Raw genomic sequence first — 20756 nt, forward strand, 5'->3', positions numbered from 1 at the left:
GTGTAGGGCAGAAGGCAAATCAGGCTTTGCCGGTGTCGTCGTCCTGCGCCTCTTCGCGGTTGGCACGGGCGCGTTCTTCCATGAACTGGTCGAACTCGGCCTTGTCCTTGGCATCGCGCAGACGTTTGAGGAAGGCTTCGAAATCATGCTGTTCCCGTTCCAGCCGGGCCAGCGTGTCGGCCTTGTAGGCGTCGAACGCACTATTGCCCGAGGGCTTCATGGCGCTCATGTGGCTGTGCCAGGTTTTGCGGCGGCTGCAGGATTTTCCGAACATGCGTTTGCTCCAGATCATGTAGGCGAGAAGGGCCAGGCCGATGGGCCAGAAAAAGACAAAGCCAAGGACCATTACGGCGATCCACGCGCCCTTGCCTTTGCTGTCAAGCCATGCCTCTGCGCGGTAGAGCCATCCGGGGTGGGACGGCGCGGCGGGGTCGGACAATGCGGTCATTTGGTGCCTCCAGGTAGATGTAAATCCTTTTCACATTACAGTAGATGGGGTGTGGCGAGGCAGTTGCAAGGGGCAATGTGAAAAAGATTTACATTCGGGCCGCATCGATCCGGTCGGCCGACACGTTGCCAAGCCACGCGGCCCGCCGGCCAAGACTGCTCGGATCAGGTAAAACCCTCACCGCCGCAGGTCGAACAGCGGATCGTCTTGATGCCGAAACAGCCGTCGCATCGTTCGAACTGCGGGTTGCCGTAGACGTCCTTGCGCTTCATCACCTTGCCAGCACCGCCGCAGATCTGGCACGGCGCCCGGCCTGATCCGTGGCACCGATGGCATCGCCGCTTGGCATGGGGCTGCGGACTGTTTCTTGGAGAGGGTCTCTTCATGCGTCAGCGTGGTCAATTCCAAAGCTACGGAGAATACGCCGTCCAACAGAGCACAAGTGGCCGCTCTTGTCACCGTTTCCGAATCCGGCCCGTGCGGATTGCATGATGTGAGCGACCAGAGTGGTCACTCCGACATCGGTCGGTTTCGCGCCCGGGTTGTTCCGCGAAAGCAAGGCGAGGCTGTGAGGCACGCCACCACTACGGGGAATCCCTAATTTCTCGTCCCTGTTGAATTCGGTAAGCTGGTAATAGGCAACAAGGTGATTTTGAACAGGCAATTGACCCCTTTGAGAGGCCGGCATCCCCCCCTCGGGCCGGCCTCTCGCATTTTCCTTTGGCCAGAAATGGGACATCCGCATCCTCTGTCGGCGCTGGTTTCATCTCAAGCGCCTTGAATAGCCACGGCCCCTGCGGCACAAACTAGCAATGTCTGGTAAGTCTCGAGGGTGAGTGACACCGGTGAAGCGCGTATCGTCGAATATCCTGGCCTTGTTCGACCGTTTCGGGCTTGTCCTTACCCTGGCACTCATGGTGCTGATCACGGCCGCGAGCCTGTTGCCGAAAGAAAGCGCCGCTGGTCCGGGCGCTGTGGACAAGCCCATGCACGTCATCGCTTATGCGGTCGCGGTTCTGCCTGCGGCCGTGGTGCCATCGGGGCCGGTGCTCTGGCTGGCCGCTTGGGTTGTCGCCTGGGGCGGTGCGATCGAATTGCTGCAACCCTTGGTCGGCCGCAGCATGAAGCTCAGCGACATGGCTGCGAACGCGGTCGGAGTGCTGGTCGGGTTGCTGGTCGCTTTCCTCGTTCAGCGTCTGTTGAACAGGATGTCCGAGTGACCGCAGGCATCTGGCGAACGGCGTGGTTCGGGCTATTCGGTAAAGTCCGCCTCTGTGGCGCCGCACAATTCCGCCAGGTCAACCGGAGAGATCGCAAAGACATGCCTGGGCGTTCCGGCCGCCGCCCAGACGGTTGCAAACGCCGTCAGGCGCGGGTCGAGAAAGGCGCGCACGGGCGACAGGTGTCCGACCGGAGCCACACCGCCGATCGCGAAGCCGGTCTGCGCGCGCACCAGTTCGGCGTCGGCCTTGCCCAACGGCTCGCCGGCAGCGACTGCGGCCTTTTCGGCGCTGACCCGGTTGCCGCCAGCAGTCAGAAACAGGATTGACTTGCCGGATCGCTCGCCCCGGAAAATGATCGACTTGGCGATCTGGTCCACCTCGCAGCCCACGGCAGCAGCTGCGTCCCGAGCCGTTCGCGCGTTGTCGGTCTCGCGAATCTCGATCTTCAGCCCCGCCTGTTCCAAGGCATTGCGGACGCGCTTCAGGCTCTTGCTCATTGTCCGATCCGTTTCGTTGCCAGGCGATGATGTGGAAAGCTATTCGGGGCCGCCAGAGGGCGCAACGCCTGTTGCGCAATTGCGGAACGATGCCCCATTGACCTTGCCGACTTCCGATGCACACCCTGCGCCCATGACAGCATCTCTTGCCATCACCCGCTTGCCGCGCCCTTTCGATCCGTCTCTTGGAGCGGAAACCCGCGCCTCGGTGCCTGACCTGACGCCCGAGCAGGGCGAACTGATCGCGGGCACCGCGGGGTCCAGCCCCTATCTGAAGGGGCTGATCGAACAGGAGGCTGATTGGCTTGCTCCTGCCTTGTCGGACCCGGATGCCGCTCTGGGCGGGATCATGCAGGACGCCCGAGGATTGGCGCCCGACCAGTTGAAACCGGGGCTGCGGCTGGCCAAGCGGAGGCTGGCCCTGCTGACGGCGCTGGCGGATCTTTCGGGGGCATGGCCGCTGGAAAAGGTGACGTCGGTGCTGACCGATTTCGGGGCACTGGCCGCCGACCTCGCGGCAAAGGCCGAGATCGCGGCGCTGATCCGCCGCAAGAAGCTGCCGGGAATGACCGAAGATGACGTCGAGACCGCCGGCGGGATGGTGATCCTGGCGATGGGCAAGATGGGCGCACACGAGCTGAACTACAGCTCGGATATCGACCTGATCGTGCTGTTCGACGAAACCCGATTCGACCCGGATGATTTCTACGAGGCGCGGCAGGGCATGGTGCGCGCCACGCGGAATTTCTGCGCCACGCTCAGCGACAAGACGGCGGATGGCTACGTGTTCCGCACCGATCTGCGGCTGCGTCCCGACCCTGCGGTGACGCCGGTCTGCATGGCGATGGAGGCCGCCGAACGGTACTACGAAAGCCTTGGCCGTACATGGGAACGCGCCGCCTATATCAAGGCGCGGCCCTGCGCCGGGGACATCGCCGCCGGACAGCGGTTCCTGGACACGTTGCGCCCCTTCGTCTGGCGCAGGCATCTGGATTTCGCCGCCATTCAGGATGCCCACGACATGCGCCTGCGCATTCGCGAGAGCAAGGGCACGGGGGGTGCGCTTTCGATCCCGGGGCATGATATGAAGCTGGGGCAGGGTGGCATCCGCGAGATCGAGTTCTTTACCCAGACCCGCCAGTTGATCGCCGGCGGGCGCGACCCCGATCTGCGCGTGCGCGGCACGGTCGAGGGGCTGGCCGCGCTGGCCTCCAAGGGCTGGGTGCCGCAGGACGTGACCGACAGGCTGACTGACCATTACCGCGCCCATCGCGAGGTCGAACACCGCATCCAGATGGTTCATGACGCGCAGACCCACAAGGTTCCGCAGTCGCCCGACGGGATCGAGCGAGTGGCGTGCCTCATGGGGATTGGCGCCGACGAGTTGACGGCGGACCTGACCCGTCGGCTGACCGAGGTTCACGAACTGACCGAAGGGTTCTTCGCCCCCGGACCGGGCCCGGCCCCGGCGCCAGTGGAAGAGGTCGAGTTCGACGCCAGCGTACTGGCCCGCTGGCCGACCTATCCGGCCCTGCGCTCGCAACGCGGGGCGCGGATCTTCGAACGCCTCAAGCCCGAGCTGCTGTCGCGTCTGGCCAAGACCGCCAAGCCCGAAGAGGCTCTGGTGGCGCTCGACGGCTTCCTTGCCGGGTTGCCGGCGGGCGTTCAGTTGTTCTCCCTGTTCGAGGCCAACCCGCAGCTGATCGACCTGCTCGTGGATATCGTCGGCACCTCTCATTCCCTGGCCACGCACCTGTCGCGCAATGCTTCGGTTTTCGACGCCGTGATTGGCGGCGGGTTCTTCTCGGAATGGCCCGGCCGCGAGGCGCTGCAGGCCGAACTGGCCGACAGGCTGGCCGAGGAGGACGACTATGAAACCCAACTCGACATGGCGCGGCGCTGGTGCAAGGAATGGCACTTCCGCGTAGGCGTCCATCACCTGCGCGGCCTGATCGACGGAGCCACCGCCGGGCGGCAATACGCCGAACTGGCCGGCGCGGTCATCGCGGCGATCCTGCCTTGCGTGACGGCGCAGTTCGCCCGTAAGCACGGCCCAGCCCCCGGGCGCGGGGCGGCGGTTCTGGGGATGGGCTCGCTGGGGGCCGGGCGGATCAACTCGCAATCCGATCTGGACTTGATCGTGATCTACGACCCCGAGGGGCAGGACATGTCGGACGGCCCGAAACCGCTGCCCTCCCGGGCCTACTACGCGCGCCTGACGCAGGCCCTGATCACCGCCCTCTCGGCGCCGATGTCGCAGGGGCGGCTCTACGAGGTGGACATGCGCCTGCGCCCCTCGGGCAATCAGGGGCCGGTGGCGACCAGCTGGGCCAGCTTCACCCATTACCAGCAGGAGCAGGCCTGGGTGTGGGAGCACCTGGCCCTGACCCGTGCGCGCGTGGTGGCAGGCGACCCGGGGCTTGGTGCGGATATCGAGGCGTTCCGCGCCGAATTCCTGTCCCGCCCCCGCGACAAGCAGAGGGTGCTGCGCGAGGTGGCCGAGATGCGTGCCCGTCTGGCCGCCGCCAAATCACCTGCGGGCGTCTGGGATGCCAAGACGGGTCCCGGCCGGTTGCTGGATATCGAACTCATGGCCGAAACCGGCGCCCTGCTGGCCGGCCGCCCCGAGCGCGACGTCCACTCGGGGCTGGACGGCGCGGTCGCTGCCGGGCTTTTCGATGTCGCAGACGCCCAGACGCTGAAGGATTGCCATGACCTATGCTGGTCGGTGCAGACCGCGGCGCGATTGCTGTCAGGTGAGGCTATTCGTGGGGACGAACTGGGCGAGGGCGGCGCGGCCTTCCTGTGTCGCACCACAGGGTTCGAAACGATCGGCTCGCTACAGGCCGCGCTGGAGAAAAGCTATGCCGCTGCCGAGGCGCTGATCGGCGCGGTGGTCGGAGAAGAGGGTGATGGTGCGCAGCAATGATCCGAACGACCCCAAGGGGCTGATCCGCGAAGCCTATCGCATCGAGGGCATCGGCATGCCGGAATGCCGTAGCATCTTCCTGGATTGGGCGCTCAGCCTGCCGGCGGGACAGGATCAGGCCGAGGCACTGCGCGCGCTCCACGCAACCTATGCGCCTGACGCACCGGAACATCCTATGACCGAAGTCCTGAATGCGGGGCTCGAGGCCGCGAAAGCCCCCCGGCGCCGCGGCGGCTGGAGATCTCGCCCGCGCGATTGAGCGGGGCAGGGCGCACGGCAGGGCTTTCCCCGGCCACGCAACCGGATTATGAGGGCGGCCATGACAGCGCCCAGTTCTACCCCCGATCGCCCTCGTGTCCGGCTGAAACCCAAGGCGAACGCCCGCGTCCTGCGCCACGGGTTCCCGTGGGTCTATGCCAATGACATCGTAACCGACCGCCGCACCCGCAAGATCGCACCGGGATCACTGGCGGTGCTCGAGGATGACAAGCGCAGCCCTCTCGGGCTGGTCGCGGTCAATCCGAACTCCAAGATCATGTGCCGGATGCTCGATCGAGACCCGGCCTCGGACCTGACACCGGAATGGTTCGAAACCCGTCTTGGCCGCGCGCTCGAACTGCGCGAACGCTTGTTCGATGCGCCCTATTACCGCCTGATCCATGCCGAGGCCGACGGTTTCCCGGGCGTCATCATCGACCGCTTCGGCGACGCCAGCGTGATCCAGCCCAACGCGGCCTGGGCCGAGGCGCACCTGGACACCCTGACCGACGCTCTGGTCAAGGTCACAGGCGTGTCCTGCGTGCTCAAGAATGCCTCGGGCCGGACGCGCACGCTGGAAGGGCTGGACGACCGGAATGCAACCCTGCGTGGGCAAGCGCCCGCCGCGCCGCTGCCGGTGCCGATGAACGGCGCCACCTACATGGCCGACCTGACCGGCGGGCAAAAGACCGGGCTTTTCTATGACCAGCGCCCCAATCACGCCTTCGCCGCGCGTCTGGTGCATCCCGAGGCGCAGGTGCTGGATGTTTTCAGCCATGTGGGCGGCTTTGCGCTGGCCATGCTTGCCGGCGGTGCCGCCAGCGCCCTGTCAGTCGATGGCTCGGCCGCGGCTCTGGAACTCGCACAGAAAGGGGCCGAAGCATCGGGCGTCGGCGACAGGTTCGCGACGCGTCAGGGTGACGCCTTCGAGGTTCTCACCGCGCTGGGGCAGGAGGGCGCCACCTTTGATGTGGTGATCTGCGACCCGCCCGCCTTCGCGCCCTCGAAACAGGCGCTTGATGCCGGCCTGCGCGCCTACGAGCGCGTCGCGCGCCTGGCTGCGCCCTTGGTCAAGCCCGGCGGGTATCTGGGCCTGTGCTCCTGTTCGCACGCCGCCGACCTGGGCCGGTTCCGCGAGGCGTCGTCCCGTGGCATCGGACGGGCAGGGCGGCAGGCCCAGCTGATCCATACGGGCTTTGCCGGGCCCGACCACCCGCAGCTGCCACAACTGGCCGAGAGCGGCTATCTTAAGGCCGTGTTCTTCCGGTTGTGAGGGCGGTTCTCGACACCTGCGTCATCTACCCGACGGTGATGCGAGAAATGCTGCTGGGCGCGGCCGAGCTGGGCCATTTCACGCCGCTGTGGTCGTCACGCATCCTCGGCGAATGGGCGCGCGCGGCCCGCAAACTCGGTCCGGAAGGCGAGGCGCAGGCCGAGGCGGAAATCGCCCTGACCCGCGCCAAATGGCCCAAGGCCGAACTTGAGCCTGCTCCCGGTCTGGAACGCCGCCTGTGGCTGCCCGACGCGGCTGACATTCACGTTCTGGCCGTCGCGATCGCCGGATCGGCCGACGCGATCATCACGGTGAACGCCAGGGATTTCCCCAAGCACATTCTGGCCGAAGAGGGGCTGGCGCGCCTCGACCCGGACAGCCTGCTGCACGGCTTCTGGGCCAAAGACCCGGAAGGCATCAGGGCCGTTGCAGAACGGGTACTCTCCGAGGCGAACCGTCTGTCCGGAGATCAATGGAGCATGCGCGGGCTGATGAAAAAAGCCCGTCTGCCGCGCCTCGGCAAAGCCTTGGAGAGATAGCCCTCTTCATCTTTTCTCAAATACTCCGGGGAGCGCGAGGGGCAGGCCCCTCGCATCCTCACGTCAACCCCGCTCCCAACGCCGTTCCAACGCCTCCAGCGCCTCAATCCGCTCCTGCGTCTTTGGATGGCTCATCAACCACGCCGGCACCACTCCCGCGCGCTGCTGTGTCAGCCCTTCCAGTTTGCGGAACAGCGACTTCTGCGGCGCCACCCCGATCCCGGCCTTGGTCAGCAAGGCTGCGGCGTATGCGTCGGCCTCGTATTCATCCGTCCGCGACAGGCGCGAGGCCAACAGGGCCGTCAACCCGTTTGCGATCCACACGCCGATCAGTGGAACGAAACGGTTCAACAGGATGATCAGCGCCGTGCGCAACGCGTTCTGGCCGGAAAAGTCGATCATCCGCCGTCGCGCATGCCCCAGCGCCACATGGCCCAGTTCGTGCGCGATGACCGAGGCCATTTCCTCGGCCGTGACTTCCCCGTTCCGGAACTTGCGGTAAAAGCCGCGGGTGATGAAGATCCGCCCGTCCGGGGCCGCCAGCCCGTTCACCGGGTCGATCTCGTAGATGAAGACCGGGATCCGCGCCAGATCCAGCGCGGCGGCCAGTCGGTCAGTGATCTGTTTGAGTTGCGGATCGGCCAGTTCAGTGGATCGCGCGTCCAGTTCCCGATTGGTGCGCCATACGGAAATTCGGTACATCACCAGCGCGTAGAGAAGCGCCAGCAGGATCGGTGTCAGTCTGAGCATGCCTCAGATATGGACCGGGGCCGGGGCAGAGGCAAGGGTACTCCGCTCCGGCGAGAACATCCCATTACCCTTCCGGGTTGTACCAGATCGGAGAGGTATAGGCACGTTCCTGACCGACCAGAACCGCGTCTTCCGGGATTTCCGCGCCCAACCGCACCTTGTCATAAACCACCCAACGCGGCGTCGGGATTTCCAGGACGCGAGCGTAGTAGAAGGCGTTCTCGGCGGTGTCGAAGTCCGGGTCGGTCCAAACCGTCATGAGCTCCGAGGCGCCGATGGTGTTGGTGTAATTCGCGGCCTCCAGATCGACCGTGTTGCCAACGGGCGGCAGCTTGCCGTCTGCGTCAGGCTCGCGTCCGTCGGACCAGGCGACGTCATAGACCTTTTCGTGCAGCTCGCCATCTGCATCCATCCAGCCCTTGACGATCTGGATGCGATCGAGATTGGCCCCGATCGGGTCGCGCAGCGCATAGACCATGAAGGTCGGCGCATCCGAGGCAGCCGGCCGCAGATCGCCGCCCATGGGAACGCCCTTTTCGTAACCGGCAAAGGCGGGCGACCGAGAGCGCAGGTCGTTTTCGTCGAATTCCCAGCCGCCAAAGAACCGCACGGTGATGCGCGGGCCGGTCGTGGCATAGACCTCGCGCCGCACCATCGCGTCCCACAAGGCCTCGCGCGTGTTTTCGGTGGCCCAGATACCGGTATAGCCTGAGGCCACGAGAGACCAGCCGGGGAAAATCCCGTTTTCAGATTCGGCAAACGGATGTTTCGCGCGTGTCAGCGATGGCTCGGCCGAGGCGGCCTTGCCCCAGTAGTTGTCGCTGTCGGCGGTCGCCAGAGACGTGTGGCTGTCGGTGGCGCCCGAGAAACCGAACTTGTAAGGATTCACGCCGAGTTTCTTTTGCAGCATGAAACCTTGCTTAAGCGCCTCGCGGGCGTATTCACCCTTGAGCATGTCGTCGGTTTTGGCTTCGCTGAGGTCGAGGTTCCCCGCGTCCCAGGTTTCGTAATCGGCAAATTCGTCGTCGGGGCTGAGAACCGGGTGCGTTTCTCCGTCGCCCTTGATCTGGGTGATCTCGTACAGGGGCTCCCAACGCGCGCGCAGCTTGACATAGTTCTCGTCCACCTTGCCGCCGTGGTAGGTATCCTCGGTTGGGAACATCCAGCCATTGGACAGGTTGCCGTTGTGCGAAAGTGCAAATGCCTTGCCGCCGGTGCGCTGCTCATATTCTTCGAGATAGGAATATAGATCGAGCGGATCCGTCGAACCCACCGGGGCCAGCGTCACCATCGGCACCACCTGCAGCGCCCGGTCGGCGTCGTCCCGGAACACCACGTTTCGGTGCAGGTTGAACCCCTTGGGAACCGAGGTCCATTCGAAGCCGATGAAAGCGGTGAAGCGACCGGGCTCGTTGTAACGTTCCGCGGCATCTACCGTGGCCTCCCAGACCGTCGAATAGACCGAAGATCCGGGGCTGTAATCGGTGACCAGCTTTTCGGGCAGGGTGCCCTGCGAAAACTGACTGATCAGTTCCAGCGCGGCATTCGAGGCATCCTCTCCGCCCTTCTGCAACGCGTCGTACCAAGCCTGGCCTTGCGGATCCTCCAGGATGTTCGGTGCGCCTTTTCTAAGGTCGGGCGCAAATCCCATCATGTCCGAATGGTCCGTCAGCACCAGCCAGTCCAACGGGCGGGCCAGCTTGACCGGCAGGCCGGTGGCCGATGTCACCTGCTCTCCGCGCGCGAATTGATAGGCCTCGTCCAGACCCAGCGTGTTGCCGAACAGTCCGGCATCCGGCGAGTTGGCCGTATGCAGGTGGGTGTCACCCCAAAAGACATGGGTGGGAAAGGCGCGATCGGCATAGGGCGAATAGGTCTTGCCGGGGTAAAGGCCCTCCAGCGATTCCTTCGATGGCTTGAATTGAGCCGTGGCCGGCGCTGCAAGAGCGACGGCAACCGCAAAAATACTGACGGTTCGTAGCATTGGAGAAACCTCTTTGAAATGGGCTTGGAAAAATTCTGAAAGAAAACTAACCGAGAAGCCCGTTTTTCGAAAGGTTTAATAAAAGGTTTTATCAAGTCACATCTGTTGTCGGAGTTTGGGGAGCTCGCGTCTCAGCGCGTCAGGTGGCGCATGCCCTGTTCCAGGCCGGCCAGCGTCATGGGCACCATGGCGCCTTCGAAGATCTCGCGGATCATGCCGATGGAGTGGGTGTAGTCCCAGTATTTCTCGGGCACCGGGTTGATCCACAGGTTCGAAGTCCACTGCTCGCGGGCACGCTGCAGCCAGACCTGACCCGCCTCCGAGTTCCAATGCTCATTGGCCCCGCCTGGATAGGCGATCTCGTAGGGGCTCATCGAGGCGTCACCCACGAAGATGCACTTGTAGTCCGGGCCATAGGTGCGCAGCACTTCGTGGGTGGGGGTCTGTGCATCCCAGCGGCGGCGGTTGTCGCGCCAGACGCCTTCGTAAAGGCAGTTGTGGAAATAGTAGTATTCCAGGTGCTTGAACTCGGCCCGCGCGGCCGAGAACAACTCTTCGACCACTTTCACATGCGGGTCCATCGAGCCGCCGACGTCCAGAAACAGCAGCACCTTCACGGCGTTGTGCCGCTCGGGGCGGGTCTTGACGTCGAGATAGCCGTGCTCGGCCGTGGCGCGGATGGTGCCGTCGAGGTCCAGCTCTTCGGCGGCGCCCTCGCGCGCCCAGCGGCGCAGGCGTTTCAGCGCGACCTTGATGTTGCGCGTGCCCAGCTCGACCGTGTCGTCGAGATTGCGGAATTCGCGCTTGTCCCAGACCTTGACCGCGCGCCGGTGGCGGCTTTCCTTCTGGCCGATGCGCACGCCCTCGGGGTTGTAGCCATAGGCGCCGAAGGGCGAGGTGCCCGCCGTGCCGATCCATTTGTTGCCGCCCTGGTGGCGGCCCTGCTGTTCCTTGAGCCGCTCGCGCAGCGTCTCCATCAGCTTGTCAAAGCCGCCAAGCGCCTCGATCTCGGCCTTTTCCTCGTCCGAGAGGTGTTTCTCGGCCATCTTGGCCAGCCATTCGGCGGGAATGTCCACGGCTTCGAGCACCTGCTCGAAACTGATTTCCTCAAGCCCCTCGAAGCTGGCGGCAAAGGCGCGGTCGAACTTGTCGATGTTGCGCTCGTCCTTCACCATCGACACGCGGGCGAGATAGTAGAACGCCTCGATGTCATAGGTGGCAAGGCCCCGCTTCATCCCCTCGAGAAAGGTCAGGTATTCCCGCAGCGAAACGGGAACGCCGGCTTTTCTGAGGTTTTCGAAGAAGGGCAGAAACATGCGATCAGACCAATACCCGGTGGACTATCAAGGTTGCTATCATCCCCAGCAACCCGAAGGCAATCGCGTATCCCGCCGCGTATTGCGCGATATCGGCCTTGCTGCCATTGCGTTTCCGGGCCGTCAGGCCGCCCACCACCGCGCCGATCAGGGCCATCACCAGCACTATCATATGTTCTTATCCGCTCGTTCTGTTGCGGGGGTTCAACAGCGCGATGTCCTGCATCACCGAGCGAACCGCCCAATCCGAGCCGAAGCCGTAGCGCGCCCATCCAAGGCTGTCCAGCCTGACGGCGCGTGCCTGGTCGGGTTTGCCGACAAGCTCCAGCGCCTCGGCCTTGAGCATCATCAGGGTCGCGAGCATGGCGGCGTTTTCGGCGCGGGCCATCACGTCAAGGTTGGGGTTGATCTGGCGCAGCGCCTCGGTCCCGTTGCCCAGCGCCACCGCGTAGGCGGCCGTCTGGGTCGCGATGTAGGCGCGATGGAGGTCGGTCGCCGGTGTCTGGGCGAGGAAATGCAAGGCGGTCGCGTAGTGTTGTTGGGCCAGTTCCGGATCGTCCAACTGCACCATCCGTCCGAGTATGTAGTGCGGGAAGGCGCGCCGGTGATCGGTCCAGCCGGATCGCGCTGCGATGCTGGCGGCCCGGTTTGCGGCCCTGTGACGCTGCGCGGTGCCTGCGCCGGGTCCCAGCGCCGTCTGCACCGCATCGACCCAACTGCGCGGGGTTTCAGAGTAAGGGACGGCGGCGATCCGCTCTCCTCGCGGGTTCAACCGGCGCAGGATCGCGGGCAGGGCGGCGGCAACCTGTGGCCGGGTCATGCCGCTGTGCAGTTCCGGGGCGTATGTGGCCCGCAGCACCAGCATGTCGAAGCCGGTCAGAACCGTATGGACGTTGTCGTCGTTGAAGACCGAATCCGGCAGGCGGTAGAGGTCGTTCAAAGGCCCGAGCGCCTGAGCCACCTCTTCGTGCAGGCAGTCCCGGATCTCTTGCGGGCTGACGTCATTGGGTACGAAAATTCCCAGACGTTCCCGGCTGGTCAGCAGCGACCAGTTGCTTTTCTGCTTGCGCCGGTCCCGGCGGAATTCGGCAAGGCTGGATGCGTTGGGGACGACGAAACATGCGGCGTGCGGCAGCACCCGCCGGATCTGATCGCGGCTGACCGCCTCGATGGTGATGTTCGCGGCACCGCCCTTGACCTGGCGGATGTCGATCCTGGCCTCGCGCCGCAGCCGTTCCAGCAGCCGCTTCAGATCGGCCTTCATCGTCGGTGGCGGCGACCCGGTCAGGCGCACGGTGACAGGCGTTTCGAACCGGGTGAAGACGGGCAGTTCACGGCCGCTTTCCAGCTCGAAATGGAGCGACAGAAAATCGGCGGCGATGTTGGCGTTGGATCGAACCGGAGGCGTGGGGCGCGGTGCGGTAAACCGCTTCATCGGCGGCAAGGTGCTGTCGGAATACTGCGCGCGCGTCGGTGTGTCGATTGCCTGCGTGGTGCTGCAACCCGCCAGGACCAGGGCCAGTATGATCGCGCCGCGCCGGATCATGGGCGTTGATACCGGATGAACGGGGTGAGCTTGCCGACGCGGTCATAAAGCCGCCGCGCGGTCGCGTTGAACTCCTGCGTCAGCCAATAGACCGAGGGCGCGCCCTGCCGGTCCGCCTCGGCATAAACCGCTTCGATCAAGGCCCGTCCCACACCGGTACCCCGCGCCTCGGGGCGGGCATATAGATCCTGAAGGTAGCAGGTATTCTCGATCTTCCAGGCGTGACGGTGGAACAGGTAATGGGTCAGGCCCAGCAGGCGGCCCGACTGTTCCGCGACGAAGCACGAAAAATCCTGTGGATCATTACCCAGAAGCCGTCCGTAGGTCGAATCATAGACCTCCTCCGGCACAGAGGTTTCATAGAATGCCAGATAGTCGCGCCACATCTCGGCCCATTCGGGCCGGTCCTCGGCGCGCAACTCACGGATCACGATTTTATCGCTCATGGGCGACAGCCTTGGCTGATGGCGGGTTGACCCGGTCTGCAGGCCGGGCGTCCGATCATGGTCGCATCCCGGCAGAGGCAAAGCAACCCGCCACCCGAAAAGGGTGGCCGGGCAATGACTTCGCGGCGACAGTTCGCCTAACGTTTGGAACGTGCCATGAAGGCCAGCCGCTCGAACAGGTGCACGTCCTGCTCGTTTTTTAGCAGCGCGCCGTGCAGCTTGGGCAGGGCGTTGATGCCGTCGCGCTTGAGGTCCTCGGCGTCCAGATCCTCGGCCAGCAGCAGCTTGAGCCAGTCCAGCACCTCGGATGTCGAGGGCCTTTTCTTCAGCCCTTGCGTGTCGCGGATCTCGTAGAACTGGGTCAGGGCAGTGGTCAGCAGCGCCTCTTTGATGCCGGGGTGATGCACCTCGACGATGCGGCGCATGGTGGCCTCGTCCGGGAAGCGGATATAGTGGAAGAAGCACCGGCGCAGGAACGCGTCGGGCAGTTCCTTTTCGTTGTTCGAGGTGATGATTACGATAGGGCGGTGCCTGGCCCGGATCGTCTCGCCGGTTTCGTAAACGTGGAACTCCATCTTGTCGAGTTCCTGCAGCAGGTCGTTGGGGAACTCGATATCGGCCTTGTCGATCTCGTCGATCAGCAGCACGACCTTTTCGTCCGCCTCGAAGGCCTGCCACAGCTTGCCTTTCTTGATGTAGTTGCGCACGTCATGCACGCGCTCGTCGCCCAGCTGGCTGTCGCGCAGGCGGCTGACGGCATCATATTCATAAAGGCCCTGCTGCGCGCGGGTGGTGGACTTGATGTTCCACTCGATCATCTTCAGGCCCAACGCGGCGGCGACCTGTTTTGCCAGCTCGGTCTTGCCGGTTCCGGGCTCGCCCTTGACCAGAAGCGGCCGTTCCAGCGTCACGGCGGCATTCACCGCGATGGTCAGATCGTCGGTCGCCACATATTCGGCGGTCCCTTGGAAACGTGCGGTCATGGTGCCCTCATCTGGTTCGCGCGTGATCAGGTCGTTGTCTGCGACGTTCGGGTTACAGAGAGGCGGCGATTTTGGCAAGGGAGGCCGCAGCGTCGCAACGGCCTGACATCACGGGATTTTGCGGGTCTTGTCCCCCGTGATTCGCGTTTCAACCCGGCGGGAGCCGGTGGAAATGCCTCAAAAATGCCTGCCAAATTGCACAGAAAAACAAGGTTTTGGTGGCACAAGTATCATAATTTAACCAGCTTTTTCCGATCCACCATTGTGACCCGGGGGCACGGCGTTTGTGTAGTGACATTCCCCGTCTCGTCGGATAAATGCAGCGCAGAAGGGAGAGCCGAATGTCAGGTGAAAATACTGCGACCGACGTTATTGGCCGTGCTGAGGGAGCAAAAATGAAACAGGAAGTTTTTCTGCCGGAGGATTACCGTCCGGCCGAAGATGAACCTTTCATGAATGACAGGCAACTCGAGTATTTCCGTCGCAAACTGATCAAGTGGAAGCAGGAACTGCTGGCGGGAAGCCGGGATACCATTGAAGGGTTGCAGGACAGCACCCGCAACATCCCCGATGTCGCGGACCGCGCCAGCGAGGAAACGGACCGGGCGCTGGAACTGCGCACTCGTGACCGCCAACGCAAGCTTGTCGCCAAGATCGACGCGGCGCTGCGTCGAATCGACGAGGGTGAGTATGGCTATTGCGAGGTGACCGGGGATCCGATCTCGTTGAAGCGCCTGGATGCACGCCCGATCGCGACCATGACCCTGGAAGCGCAGGAACGCCACGAGCGTCGCGAGAAGGTGCACCGCGACGATTGATCGCGAAGCACGAGCAAGAGAAAAAACGCCGGGGCCCTTCCGCCCCGGCGTTTTTTCGTTATGCCGGTGGCATGGATATCAGCGGTCGGAAATTCTGTGTCGTCGGGGCCGGTATCGGGGGGCTCTCTGCCGCCCTCGCGCTGCGCCAGCGCGGGGCCGAGGTTCAGGTGCTGGAACAGGCCCCGGAAATCGCCGAGGTGGGCGCCGGGCTCCAGATCAGCCAGAATGGTATCACCGTGCTGCGGGCACTCGGTGTCGTGGGCGAAGTGCCCGAGGCCGGGTTGCAATCCTTTGGCACGGTCCTGCGCGATTACCGCTCGGGTCGTGTGGTCAGTGTGCTTCCGGGACCGCAGGCCGGGCCGACCTATTACTACCACCGCGCGGATCTCATAGAACTGCTCCGGTCTGCCGCCCTGCGAGCAGGCGTTGAAGTCACTCTCAACCAAAAGGTCTCGGCCGTGCGGCGCTCGGCGGAGGGAGCGGTTGTCGAATTGGCGGACGGGGAAGATTTGTTCGCCGATTGCGTCATCGCCGCCGACGGCGGGCGCAGCGGATTGCGCCCCGCGCTGAACGGCGACGAGGCGCCAAAGTTCACCCATCAGGTTGCCTGGCGTGCGACGATTCCCTGGGGGCGCCGCGAGGACCAGTCGCGCGCAGCTTTGACCATGGGGCCGGGTCGGCATGTCGTCACATACCCGCTGCGCGACCACGCTCTGATGAATATCGTGGCGGTCGAAGAGCGATCGGACTGGCGCGAAGAGGGCTGGCGTTTGAAAGGCGACCCGGACGATTTGCGCGCCCGGTTTGCGGATTTCGGCGGTCCCGTGGCCGAGATTCTGTCGGACGTGCGGGAAACCCATCTTTGGGCGCTGTTCTTGCGGCCCGTGGCGCAGAACTGGCAGAACGGGCGGGTTGCCCTGCTGGGTGACGCCGCGCATCCGACGCTTCCCTTCATGGCGCAAGGGGCGTGCCTCGCCTTGGAGGACGCGTGGTTGCTCGGGCGATCGTTCGAAGGCAAAGACAGCATCGCCCAGGCGTTGGCGGCCTATGAAAACGCCCGGCGCAACAGGGCCCGGCGCGTGGTCGCGGCAGCGGCGAGCAACGCGCGAAACTTTCATCTACATGGGCCGATGCGGCTGGCGGCGCAAATGGCCCTGTCAGTCATTGGGCCCCGGCTGGGCCGCCGCTACGAATGGATCTACAGCTACGACGCGACAGCCTGACAAGGATCAGAGATCAAGCTCGACCCAGACCGGCACGTGGTCCGAGGGCTTTTCCTGCCCACGGACCTCAGCGTCGATCTGGCAGTCCAATAGCAGGTCAGCGGCCTGCGGCGTCAGCAGGAAATGGTCGATGCGGATGCCATCGTTCTTGTTCCACGCACCGCCTTGGTAATCCCAGAAGGAATAGTGACCCGGGCCCTGCACGCAGGCACGAAAGGCCTCGGTAAAGCCCAGATTGACAATCTTGCGGAACGCCGCCCGGCTTTCTGGACGGAACAAGGCATCTTCGCGCCACGCCTCCGGGCGCTTGGCGTCCTCAGCCTGCGGGATCACGTTGTAGTCGCCTGCCATCAGGGCCACTTCTTCAGAAGCCAGCAGGTCCTTGGCGCGCCTGTGCAGACGTTCCATCCAGGCCAGCTTGTAGTCGAATTTCGGTCCCGGCACCGGGTTTCCGTTGGGCAGATACAGACCGCACAGCCGCAGCGCCTTCTTGCCGACCACGGTTGCTTCGATCCAGCGGGCCTGTTCATCACTCTCATCACCGGGAAGGCCGCGCGCCACATCCTCAAGTGGGAGTTTCGACAGGATCGCCACGCCATTGAAGCTTTTCTGCCCGTGCGTCTCGACGTTGTAGCCGCGCTCTTCGAACAGCTCGCGCGGAAACGTCTCATCCACCGATTTGATTTCCTGCAGCAACACCACGTCGGGCTGGGCATCGTCCAGCCAGCGGAGCAGAGCTTCGGTCCGCGCCTTGATGCCGTTGATATTGAAAGTGGCGATTTTCATGCGCGCTCCTCCGGTGGCCTGTGGCAACCTATCGCCCAGAACAGGTCCGACGGCAAGGTGGCAGCGGGGTCTGCGAGGCTCCGCCTCGCGCTCCGGGATATTTGTGGCCAGATGAAGAAACGGATCTTTAACGAATTCGGTTGAAAAGAGTTTTGCGGTACAGGCGGGGACGCCGATGACCGCGCCAGGTGAAGCCCTCCGGCCACGGTGCCGGAGGGCCGACCGGGCCTTCAGCTGGCCCGAAATATCCTGGGGGTGTGGGGGCAAAGCCCCCACTGTCGATCACATGGAAAACGAGGTGCCGCAGCCGCAAGAGGCAGTCGCGTTCGGATTGTCGATGACAAAGCGCGCGCCGATCAGTTCCTCGGTGAAATCGATCGTGGCGTTCTCCAGAAATGGCAGAGAGAGCGAATCTACCACTACCTTTTGGCCTTGGCCTTCCAGAATCAGATCGTCTTCCTTGGGTTCGTCCAGTGCGATTTCGTATTGGAAACCGGAACATCCCCCGCCTTCCACGGCAACACGAAGGGCTCGGCCCTGATCGGCGGCCCCGATTTCGGCCAGACGGGCAAAGGCGCGTTCGGTGACTTTGGGGGGCAGGTTCATGTGGACTCCGATGGTTTCATTCCTGAGCGTCCTACAATATAGAAAGGGCAGGGACAGGCGACAAGGACAAGACCTTTGAACAGAGCGGGTTTTGCCTCGGATCCGGGCCGCGCGAGGGGGCGGCTCGTGCCGGAGGAGGAAAGCAGCTTCCGGTCATGCTTTCAGCGTGATCGGGATCGGATCATTCACGCAAGCGCCTTTCGGCGTCTCAAGCACAAGACACAGGTGTTCGTCGAACACGAAGGTGACAATTACCGCACACGCCTGACCCATTCCATAGAGGTCGCCCAAGTGGCCCGCACGATCGCGGGGGCGCTGGGTCTGAACCCGGAATTGACCGAAGCCGTCGCCCTTGCGCATGACTTGGGGCACACGCCCTTCGGGCATACCGGTGAGGATGCGCTGCATGCGATGATGGAGCCCTACGGCGGCTTTGACCACAACGCGCAAGCCATCAGGATCGTGACCAGGCTCGAGCGCCACTATGCCGAGTTCGATGGCCTGAACCTCACTTGGGAAACACTTGAAGCAATTGCAAAACACAATGGTCCGGTCGTGGGCGACCTGCCCTGGGCGCTGGCCGAATGCAATGCCGCTTTTGATCTTGAACTGCACACCCACGCCAGCGCCGAAGCGCAGGTGGCGGCGCTGTCCGACGATATCGCCTACAACAACCACGATCTGCATGACGGGCTGCGGGCCGGGCTGTTCAGCGACGATGACATCGCGCAACTCCCGGTCGTTTCGGGCTGTTATGCCGAGGTGGACCGGGCCTATCCCGGACTCGACCCATATCGCCGCCGGCACGAGGCATTGCGGCGGTTCTTCGGTGTGCTGGTTTCCGATGTGATCGACACCTCGCGCGATCTGCTGGTGCGTTCGGGTGCCGAGACGGTCGAGGACATCCGGGCGCTGGGCTTTCCGGTCATACGGTTCTCGGATGATCTGTGGGCCAAGCTGAAGGAAATCCGCGCCTTTCTCTTTGCCCGGATGTATCGCGCGCCATCGGTGATGCGCGTGCGGGCCGAGGTGTCCAGGGTGGTCGAGGAGCTCTTCCCGATCTATCTGGATGACCCCAGGCAGATGCCGGCGCGGTGGCATGCCGATATCGAGGCGGCAGAGGATGAAACGGCTTTGGCGCGGCTCGTCTCGGATTACATCGCCGGCATGACCGACCGATTTGCCTTGCAGGACCATGCACGCCTGACCGGGAAAGACCTCAAGCGGATTTGATGCGCCACCGTCGGGTACTACGAACCCCAGGGCCGCGCATCGCTTGCACGGCCGCATTGACCTTGCCGCTTCGCGTGATAAACCGCCGGGCAAGCAAAAGGACACCGAGATGAACCTGTTTTCCGAGATCCGCGCCCTCGTTCTGGGTGCGCTGCAACAGATGCAATCCGAAGGTGCTCTGCCCGAGGGGCTGAGCTTTGACAACGTGGCCGTGGAACCGCCACGCGATCCGGCGCATGGCGACATGGCGACCAATGCGGCGATGGTGCTTGCCAAGCCTGCAAAGATGAAGCCCCGCGACATTGCCGACACTCTGGCGGCAAAGCTGGCGGCCGACGACCGGATCGCAAGCGCCGAAGTTGCGGGGCCGGGTTTTCTCAACATGCGGCTGGAACCTTCGGTCTGGCAGGGTGTTCTTTCCTCGGTGCTGAGCGAGGGCACCGATTATGGTCGCTCGACCATGGGGCAGGGGCAGCGGATCAACGTCGAATTTGTCTCGGCCAACCCGACCGGGCCGCTGCATGTCGGCCATACCCGCGGCGCGGTCTTTGGCGATGCGCTGGCCAGCCTGCTGGCCTATGCCGGCTATGACGTAACCCGCGAATACTACATCAACGATGGCGGCGCGCAGGTGGATGTGCTGGCGCGGTCCGCCTATGAACGCTATCGCGAGGCCAACGGCCTGAGCCCCGAGATCGCCGAGGGCCTTTATCCGGGCGACTACCTGATCCCGATCGGCGAGGCACTCAAGGAGAAATACGGCGACAGCCTGCTCGACAAGCCCGAGAGCGAATGGCTGGAGGACGTGCGCAACTTTGCCACCGACCGGATGATGGACCTGATCCGCGAGGATCTGGCGCAGTTGAACGTCCGGATGGATGTGTTCTTTTCGGAAAAGTCGCTTTACGGCACGGGCAAGATCGAGGCGGCGCTCGAGGCGCTCAATGAAAAGGGCCTGATCTACGAAGGCGTGCTCGAGCCGCCCAAGGGCAAGACCCCCGAGGATTGGGAGCCGCGCGAGCAGACCCTGTTCCGTTCGACCGCGCATGGCGACGACGTGGATCGTCCGGTCAAGAAATCCGACGGCAGCTGGACCTATTTCGCCCCCGACATCGCCTATCACTATGACAAGGTGACCCGCGGGTTCGACGCGTTGATCGACGTGTTCGGCGCCGACCACGGCGGCTATGTCAAGCGGATGAAGGCGGCCGTGTCGGCCCTGTCCGACGGCAAGGTGCCGCTCGACATCAAGCTGACCCAGTTGGTCAAGCTGTGGAAGAATGGCGAGCCGTTCAAGATGTCCAAGCGGGCGGGCAACTTCGTCACCCTGCGCGACGTGGTCGACCAGGTGGGCCCGGACGTGACCCGCTTCGTGATGCTGACCCGCAAGAACGACGCGACGCTGGACTTTGACTTTGACAAGGTTCTGGAGCAGAGCCGCGAGAACCCGGTGTTCTACGTGCAATACGCCCATGCCCGCGTGATGAGCGTTCTGCGCCGCGCCGCCGAGGCCGGTATCGCGGCCGACGAGGCGACGCTGGCCGCCGCGGATCTGGGCAAGATCAACCACGAGGCAGAGCTGGCAGTCGCCAGGAAACTGGCCGAGTGGCCGCGTCTGGTCGAGATCGCCGCACGCACCCACGAGCCGCATCGTGTCGCCTTCTATCTCTATGAACTGGCTGGAGATTTCCACGCTCTGTGGAACAAGGGCAACGACGACCCCTCGCTGCGGTTCCTGCAGGATGGCGATCCGGCCACAAGCCAGGCGAAAATGGCCTTGGCCCGAGCCGTCGCGGTTGTGATTTCGGCCGGCTTGGGTATTCTTGGCGTCACTCCGGCGCAGGAGATGCGGTAACCAAAGCCGCCCGAACCGCCGGACCGAGGCAGAGAAAAAGGCA

General features: G+C 63.8%; 20 protein-coding genes. 9 read left to right on the top strand and 11 right to left on the bottom strand.

Translation table 11 applies throughout. The features are described from left to right. Positions 1 to 19 precede the first annotated feature (19 nt). Positions 20 to 448: a DUF2852 domain-containing protein gene (locus tag AVO45_RS09950; RefSeq protein ID WP_068346441.1), complete on the bottom strand. Its 429-nt coding sequence runs from the start codon at positions 446 to 448 to the stop codon at positions 20 to 22. An 836-nt stretch (positions 449 to 1284) separates the two neighbouring features. Here AVO45_RS09950 and AVO45_RS09955 point away from each other — a divergent pair. Then, positions 1285 to 1668 carry a VanZ family protein gene (locus tag AVO45_RS09955; RefSeq protein ID WP_205627869.1) on the top strand — a complete coding sequence of 128 codons (384 nt, stop codon included), beginning with the start codon at positions 1285 to 1287 and terminating at the stop codon, positions 1666 to 1668. A gap of 32 nt (positions 1669 to 1700) precedes the next feature. Here the strand turns inward: AVO45_RS09955 and AVO45_RS09960 are convergent, their stop codons facing one another. Continuing rightward, entirely contained in the window at positions 1701 to 2168 is a 468-nt protein-coding gene (locus tag AVO45_RS09960; RefSeq protein ID WP_068346445.1) for a YbaK/EbsC family protein, read from the bottom strand. A 133-nt stretch (positions 2169 to 2301) separates the two neighbouring features. Between AVO45_RS09960 and AVO45_RS09965 the strand changes: the two genes are divergently transcribed. From AVO45_RS09965 to AVO45_RS09980, 4 genes are read left to right on the top strand one after another with little or no spacing between them, the layout of a single operon-like run. Next, a complete protein-coding gene (locus AVO45_RS09965; protein ID WP_068346447.1) occupies positions 2302 to 5097 on the top strand; it encodes a [protein-PII] uridylyltransferase family protein in 2796 nt (931 codons plus the stop codon). Further along, a complete protein-coding gene (locus AVO45_RS09970; protein ID WP_068346449.1) occupies positions 5081 to 5356 on the top strand; it encodes a hypothetical protein in 276 nt (91 codons plus the stop codon). The genes AVO45_RS09965 and AVO45_RS09970 overlap by 17 nt, the downstream gene beginning before the upstream one ends. A gap of 60 nt (positions 5357 to 5416) precedes the next feature. Continuing rightward, complete coding sequence (locus AVO45_RS09975) at positions 5417 to 6628, top strand: RSP_2647 family RNA methyltransferase (protein WP_068346450.1); 1212 nt, start codon at positions 5417 to 5419, stop codon at positions 6626 to 6628. Further along, entirely contained in the window at positions 6625 to 7167 is a 543-nt protein-coding gene (locus AVO45_RS09980; protein WP_068346452.1) for an RSP_2648 family PIN domain-containing protein, read from the top strand. The genes AVO45_RS09975 and AVO45_RS09980 overlap by 4 nt, the downstream gene beginning before the upstream one ends. 63 nt (positions 7168 to 7230) lie before the next feature. Here AVO45_RS09980 and AVO45_RS09985 read toward each other — a convergent pair whose 3' ends face one another. From AVO45_RS09985 to AVO45_RS10015, 7 genes are all read right to left on the bottom strand, one after another. After that, entirely contained in the window at positions 7231 to 7917 is a 687-nt protein-coding gene (locus tag AVO45_RS09985) for a M48 family metalloprotease (protein WP_068346454.1), read from the bottom strand. Positions 7918 to 7981: 64 nt separating this feature from the next. Further along, positions 7982 to 9901, bottom strand: a complete 1920-nt coding sequence (locus AVO45_RS09990) for a DUF3604 domain-containing protein (protein WP_068346456.1) — start codon at positions 9899 to 9901, stop codon at positions 7982 to 7984. Between the two features lie 131 nt (positions 9902 to 10032). Next, entirely contained in the window at positions 10033 to 11217 is a 1185-nt protein-coding gene (locus tag AVO45_RS09995; protein ID WP_068346459.1) for a vWA domain-containing protein, read from the bottom strand. Between the two features lie 4 nt (positions 11218 to 11221). Continuing rightward, complete coding sequence (locus tag AVO45_RS10000; protein WP_068346461.1) at positions 11222 to 11389, bottom strand: apolipoprotein acyltransferase; 168 nt, start codon at positions 11387 to 11389, stop codon at positions 11222 to 11224. A gap of 6 nt (positions 11390 to 11395) precedes the next feature. Then, complete coding sequence (locus tag AVO45_RS10005) at positions 11396 to 12763, bottom strand: DUF2927 domain-containing protein (protein WP_068346462.1); 1368 nt, start codon at positions 12761 to 12763, stop codon at positions 11396 to 11398. Beyond that, the gene (locus AVO45_RS10010) at positions 12760 to 13209 is read right to left on the bottom strand and encodes a GNAT family N-acetyltransferase (RefSeq protein WP_068346464.1); all 450 of its coding nucleotides are present in this window, start codon (positions 13207 to 13209) and stop codon (positions 12760 to 12762) included. The genes AVO45_RS10005 and AVO45_RS10010 overlap by 4 nt, the downstream gene beginning before the upstream one ends. 137 nt (positions 13210 to 13346) lie before the next feature. Further along, positions 13347 to 14192, bottom strand: a complete 846-nt coding sequence (locus tag AVO45_RS10015) for an AAA family ATPase (RefSeq protein WP_068346466.1) — start codon at positions 14190 to 14192, stop codon at positions 13347 to 13349. Between the two features lie 395 nt (positions 14193 to 14587). Between AVO45_RS10015 and dksA the strand changes: the two genes are divergently transcribed. Together dksA and AVO45_RS10025 are read left to right on the top strand one after the other, a co-directional pair. Further along, entirely contained in the window at positions 14588 to 15010 is a 423-nt protein-coding gene (dksA, locus tag AVO45_RS10020; protein WP_068346468.1) for an RNA polymerase-binding protein DksA, read from the top strand. A gap of 71 nt (positions 15011 to 15081) precedes the next feature. Then, positions 15082 to 16233, top strand: coding sequence for an FAD-dependent monooxygenase (locus tag AVO45_RS10025; protein WP_068346742.1), 1152 nt, complete (start codon positions 15082 to 15084; stop codon positions 16231 to 16233). Between the two features lie 6 nt (positions 16234 to 16239). Here the strand turns inward: AVO45_RS10025 and xth are convergent, their stop codons facing one another. Together xth and AVO45_RS10035 are read right to left on the bottom strand one after the other, a co-directional pair. After that, positions 16240 to 17019, bottom strand: coding sequence for an exodeoxyribonuclease III (xth, locus tag AVO45_RS10030; protein ID WP_068346470.1), 780 nt, complete (start codon positions 17017 to 17019; stop codon positions 16240 to 16242). A 282-nt stretch (positions 17020 to 17301) separates the two neighbouring features. After that, positions 17302 to 17625, bottom strand: coding sequence for a HesB/IscA family protein (locus tag AVO45_RS10035; RefSeq protein ID WP_068346472.1), 324 nt, complete (start codon positions 17623 to 17625; stop codon positions 17302 to 17304). A 75-nt stretch (positions 17626 to 17700) separates the two neighbouring features. On the opposite strand from AVO45_RS10035, the gene AVO45_RS10040 reads away from it, so the two are divergent. Both AVO45_RS10040 and argS read left to right on the top strand, forming a co-directional pair. Beyond that, the gene (locus AVO45_RS10040; RefSeq protein ID WP_068346473.1) at positions 17701 to 18858 is read left to right on the top strand and encodes a deoxyguanosinetriphosphate triphosphohydrolase; all 1158 of its coding nucleotides are present in this window, start codon (positions 17701 to 17703) and stop codon (positions 18856 to 18858) included. A 109-nt stretch (positions 18859 to 18967) separates the two neighbouring features. After that, entirely contained in the window at positions 18968 to 20713 is a 1746-nt protein-coding gene (gene argS / locus AVO45_RS10045) for an arginine--tRNA ligase (RefSeq protein WP_068346475.1), read from the top strand. Positions 20714 to 20756 lie beyond the last annotated feature (43 nt).

The organism is Ruegeria marisrubri (assembly GCF_001507595.1).
Lineage (GTDB): Bacteria > Pseudomonadota > Alphaproteobacteria > Rhodobacterales > Rhodobacteraceae > Ruegeria > Ruegeria marisrubri.

Coding starts and splice junctions, on each gene's coding strand:
- AVO45_RS10000 (WP_068346461.1), bottom strand. CDS start 11,389: ATGATAGTGCTGGTGATGGCCCTGATCGGCGCGGTGGTGGGCGGCCTG.
- AVO45_RS09995 (WP_068346459.1), bottom strand. CDS start 11,217: ATGTTTCTGCCCTTCTTCGAAAACCTCAGAAAAGCCGGCGTTCCCGTT.
- AVO45_RS10015 (WP_068346466.1), bottom strand. CDS start 14,192: ATGACCGCACGTTTCCAAGGGACCGCCGAATATGTGGCGACCGACGAT.
- AVO45_RS10025 (WP_068346742.1), top strand. CDS start 15,082: ATGGATATCAGCGGTCGGAAATTCTGTGTCGTCGGGGCCGGTATCGGG.
- dksA (WP_068346468.1), top strand. CDS start 14,588: ATGAAACAGGAAGTTTTTCTGCCGGAGGATTACCGTCCGGCCGAAGAT.
- argS (WP_068346475.1), top strand. CDS start 18,968: ATGAACCTGTTTTCCGAGATCCGCGCCCTCGTTCTGGGTGCGCTGCAA.
- AVO45_RS09960 (WP_068346445.1), bottom strand. CDS start 2,168: ATGAGCAAGAGCCTGAAGCGCGTCCGCAATGCCTTGGAACAGGCGGGG.
- AVO45_RS10005 (WP_068346462.1), bottom strand. CDS start 12,763: ATGATCCGGCGCGGCGCGATCATACTGGCCCTGGTCCTGGCGGGTTGC.
- xth (WP_068346470.1), bottom strand. CDS start 17,019: ATGAAAATCGCCACTTTCAATATCAACGGCATCAAGGCGCGGACCGAA.
- AVO45_RS09950 (WP_068346441.1), bottom strand. CDS start 448: ATGACCGCATTGTCCGACCCCGCCGCGCCGTCCCACCCCGGATGGCTC.
- AVO45_RS09970 (WP_068346449.1), top strand. CDS start 5,081: ATGGTGCGCAGCAATGATCCGAACGACCCCAAGGGGCTGATCCGCGAA.
- AVO45_RS09965 (WP_068346447.1), top strand. CDS start 2,302: ATGACAGCATCTCTTGCCATCACCCGCTTGCCGCGCCCTTTCGATCCG.
- AVO45_RS09985 (WP_068346454.1), bottom strand. CDS start 7,917: ATGCTCAGACTGACACCGATCCTGCTGGCGCTTCTCTACGCGCTGGTG.
- AVO45_RS09975 (WP_068346450.1), top strand. CDS start 5,417: ATGACAGCGCCCAGTTCTACCCCCGATCGCCCTCGTGTCCGGCTGAAA.
- AVO45_RS09990 (WP_068346456.1), bottom strand. CDS start 9,901: ATGCTACGAACCGTCAGTATTTTTGCGGTTGCCGTCGCTCTTGCAGCG.
- AVO45_RS10035 (WP_068346472.1), bottom strand. CDS start 17,625: ATGAACCTGCCCCCCAAAGTCACCGAACGCGCCTTTGCCCGTCTGGCC.
- AVO45_RS10010 (WP_068346464.1), bottom strand. CDS start 13,209: ATGAGCGATAAAATCGTGATCCGTGAGTTGCGCGCCGAGGACCGGCCC.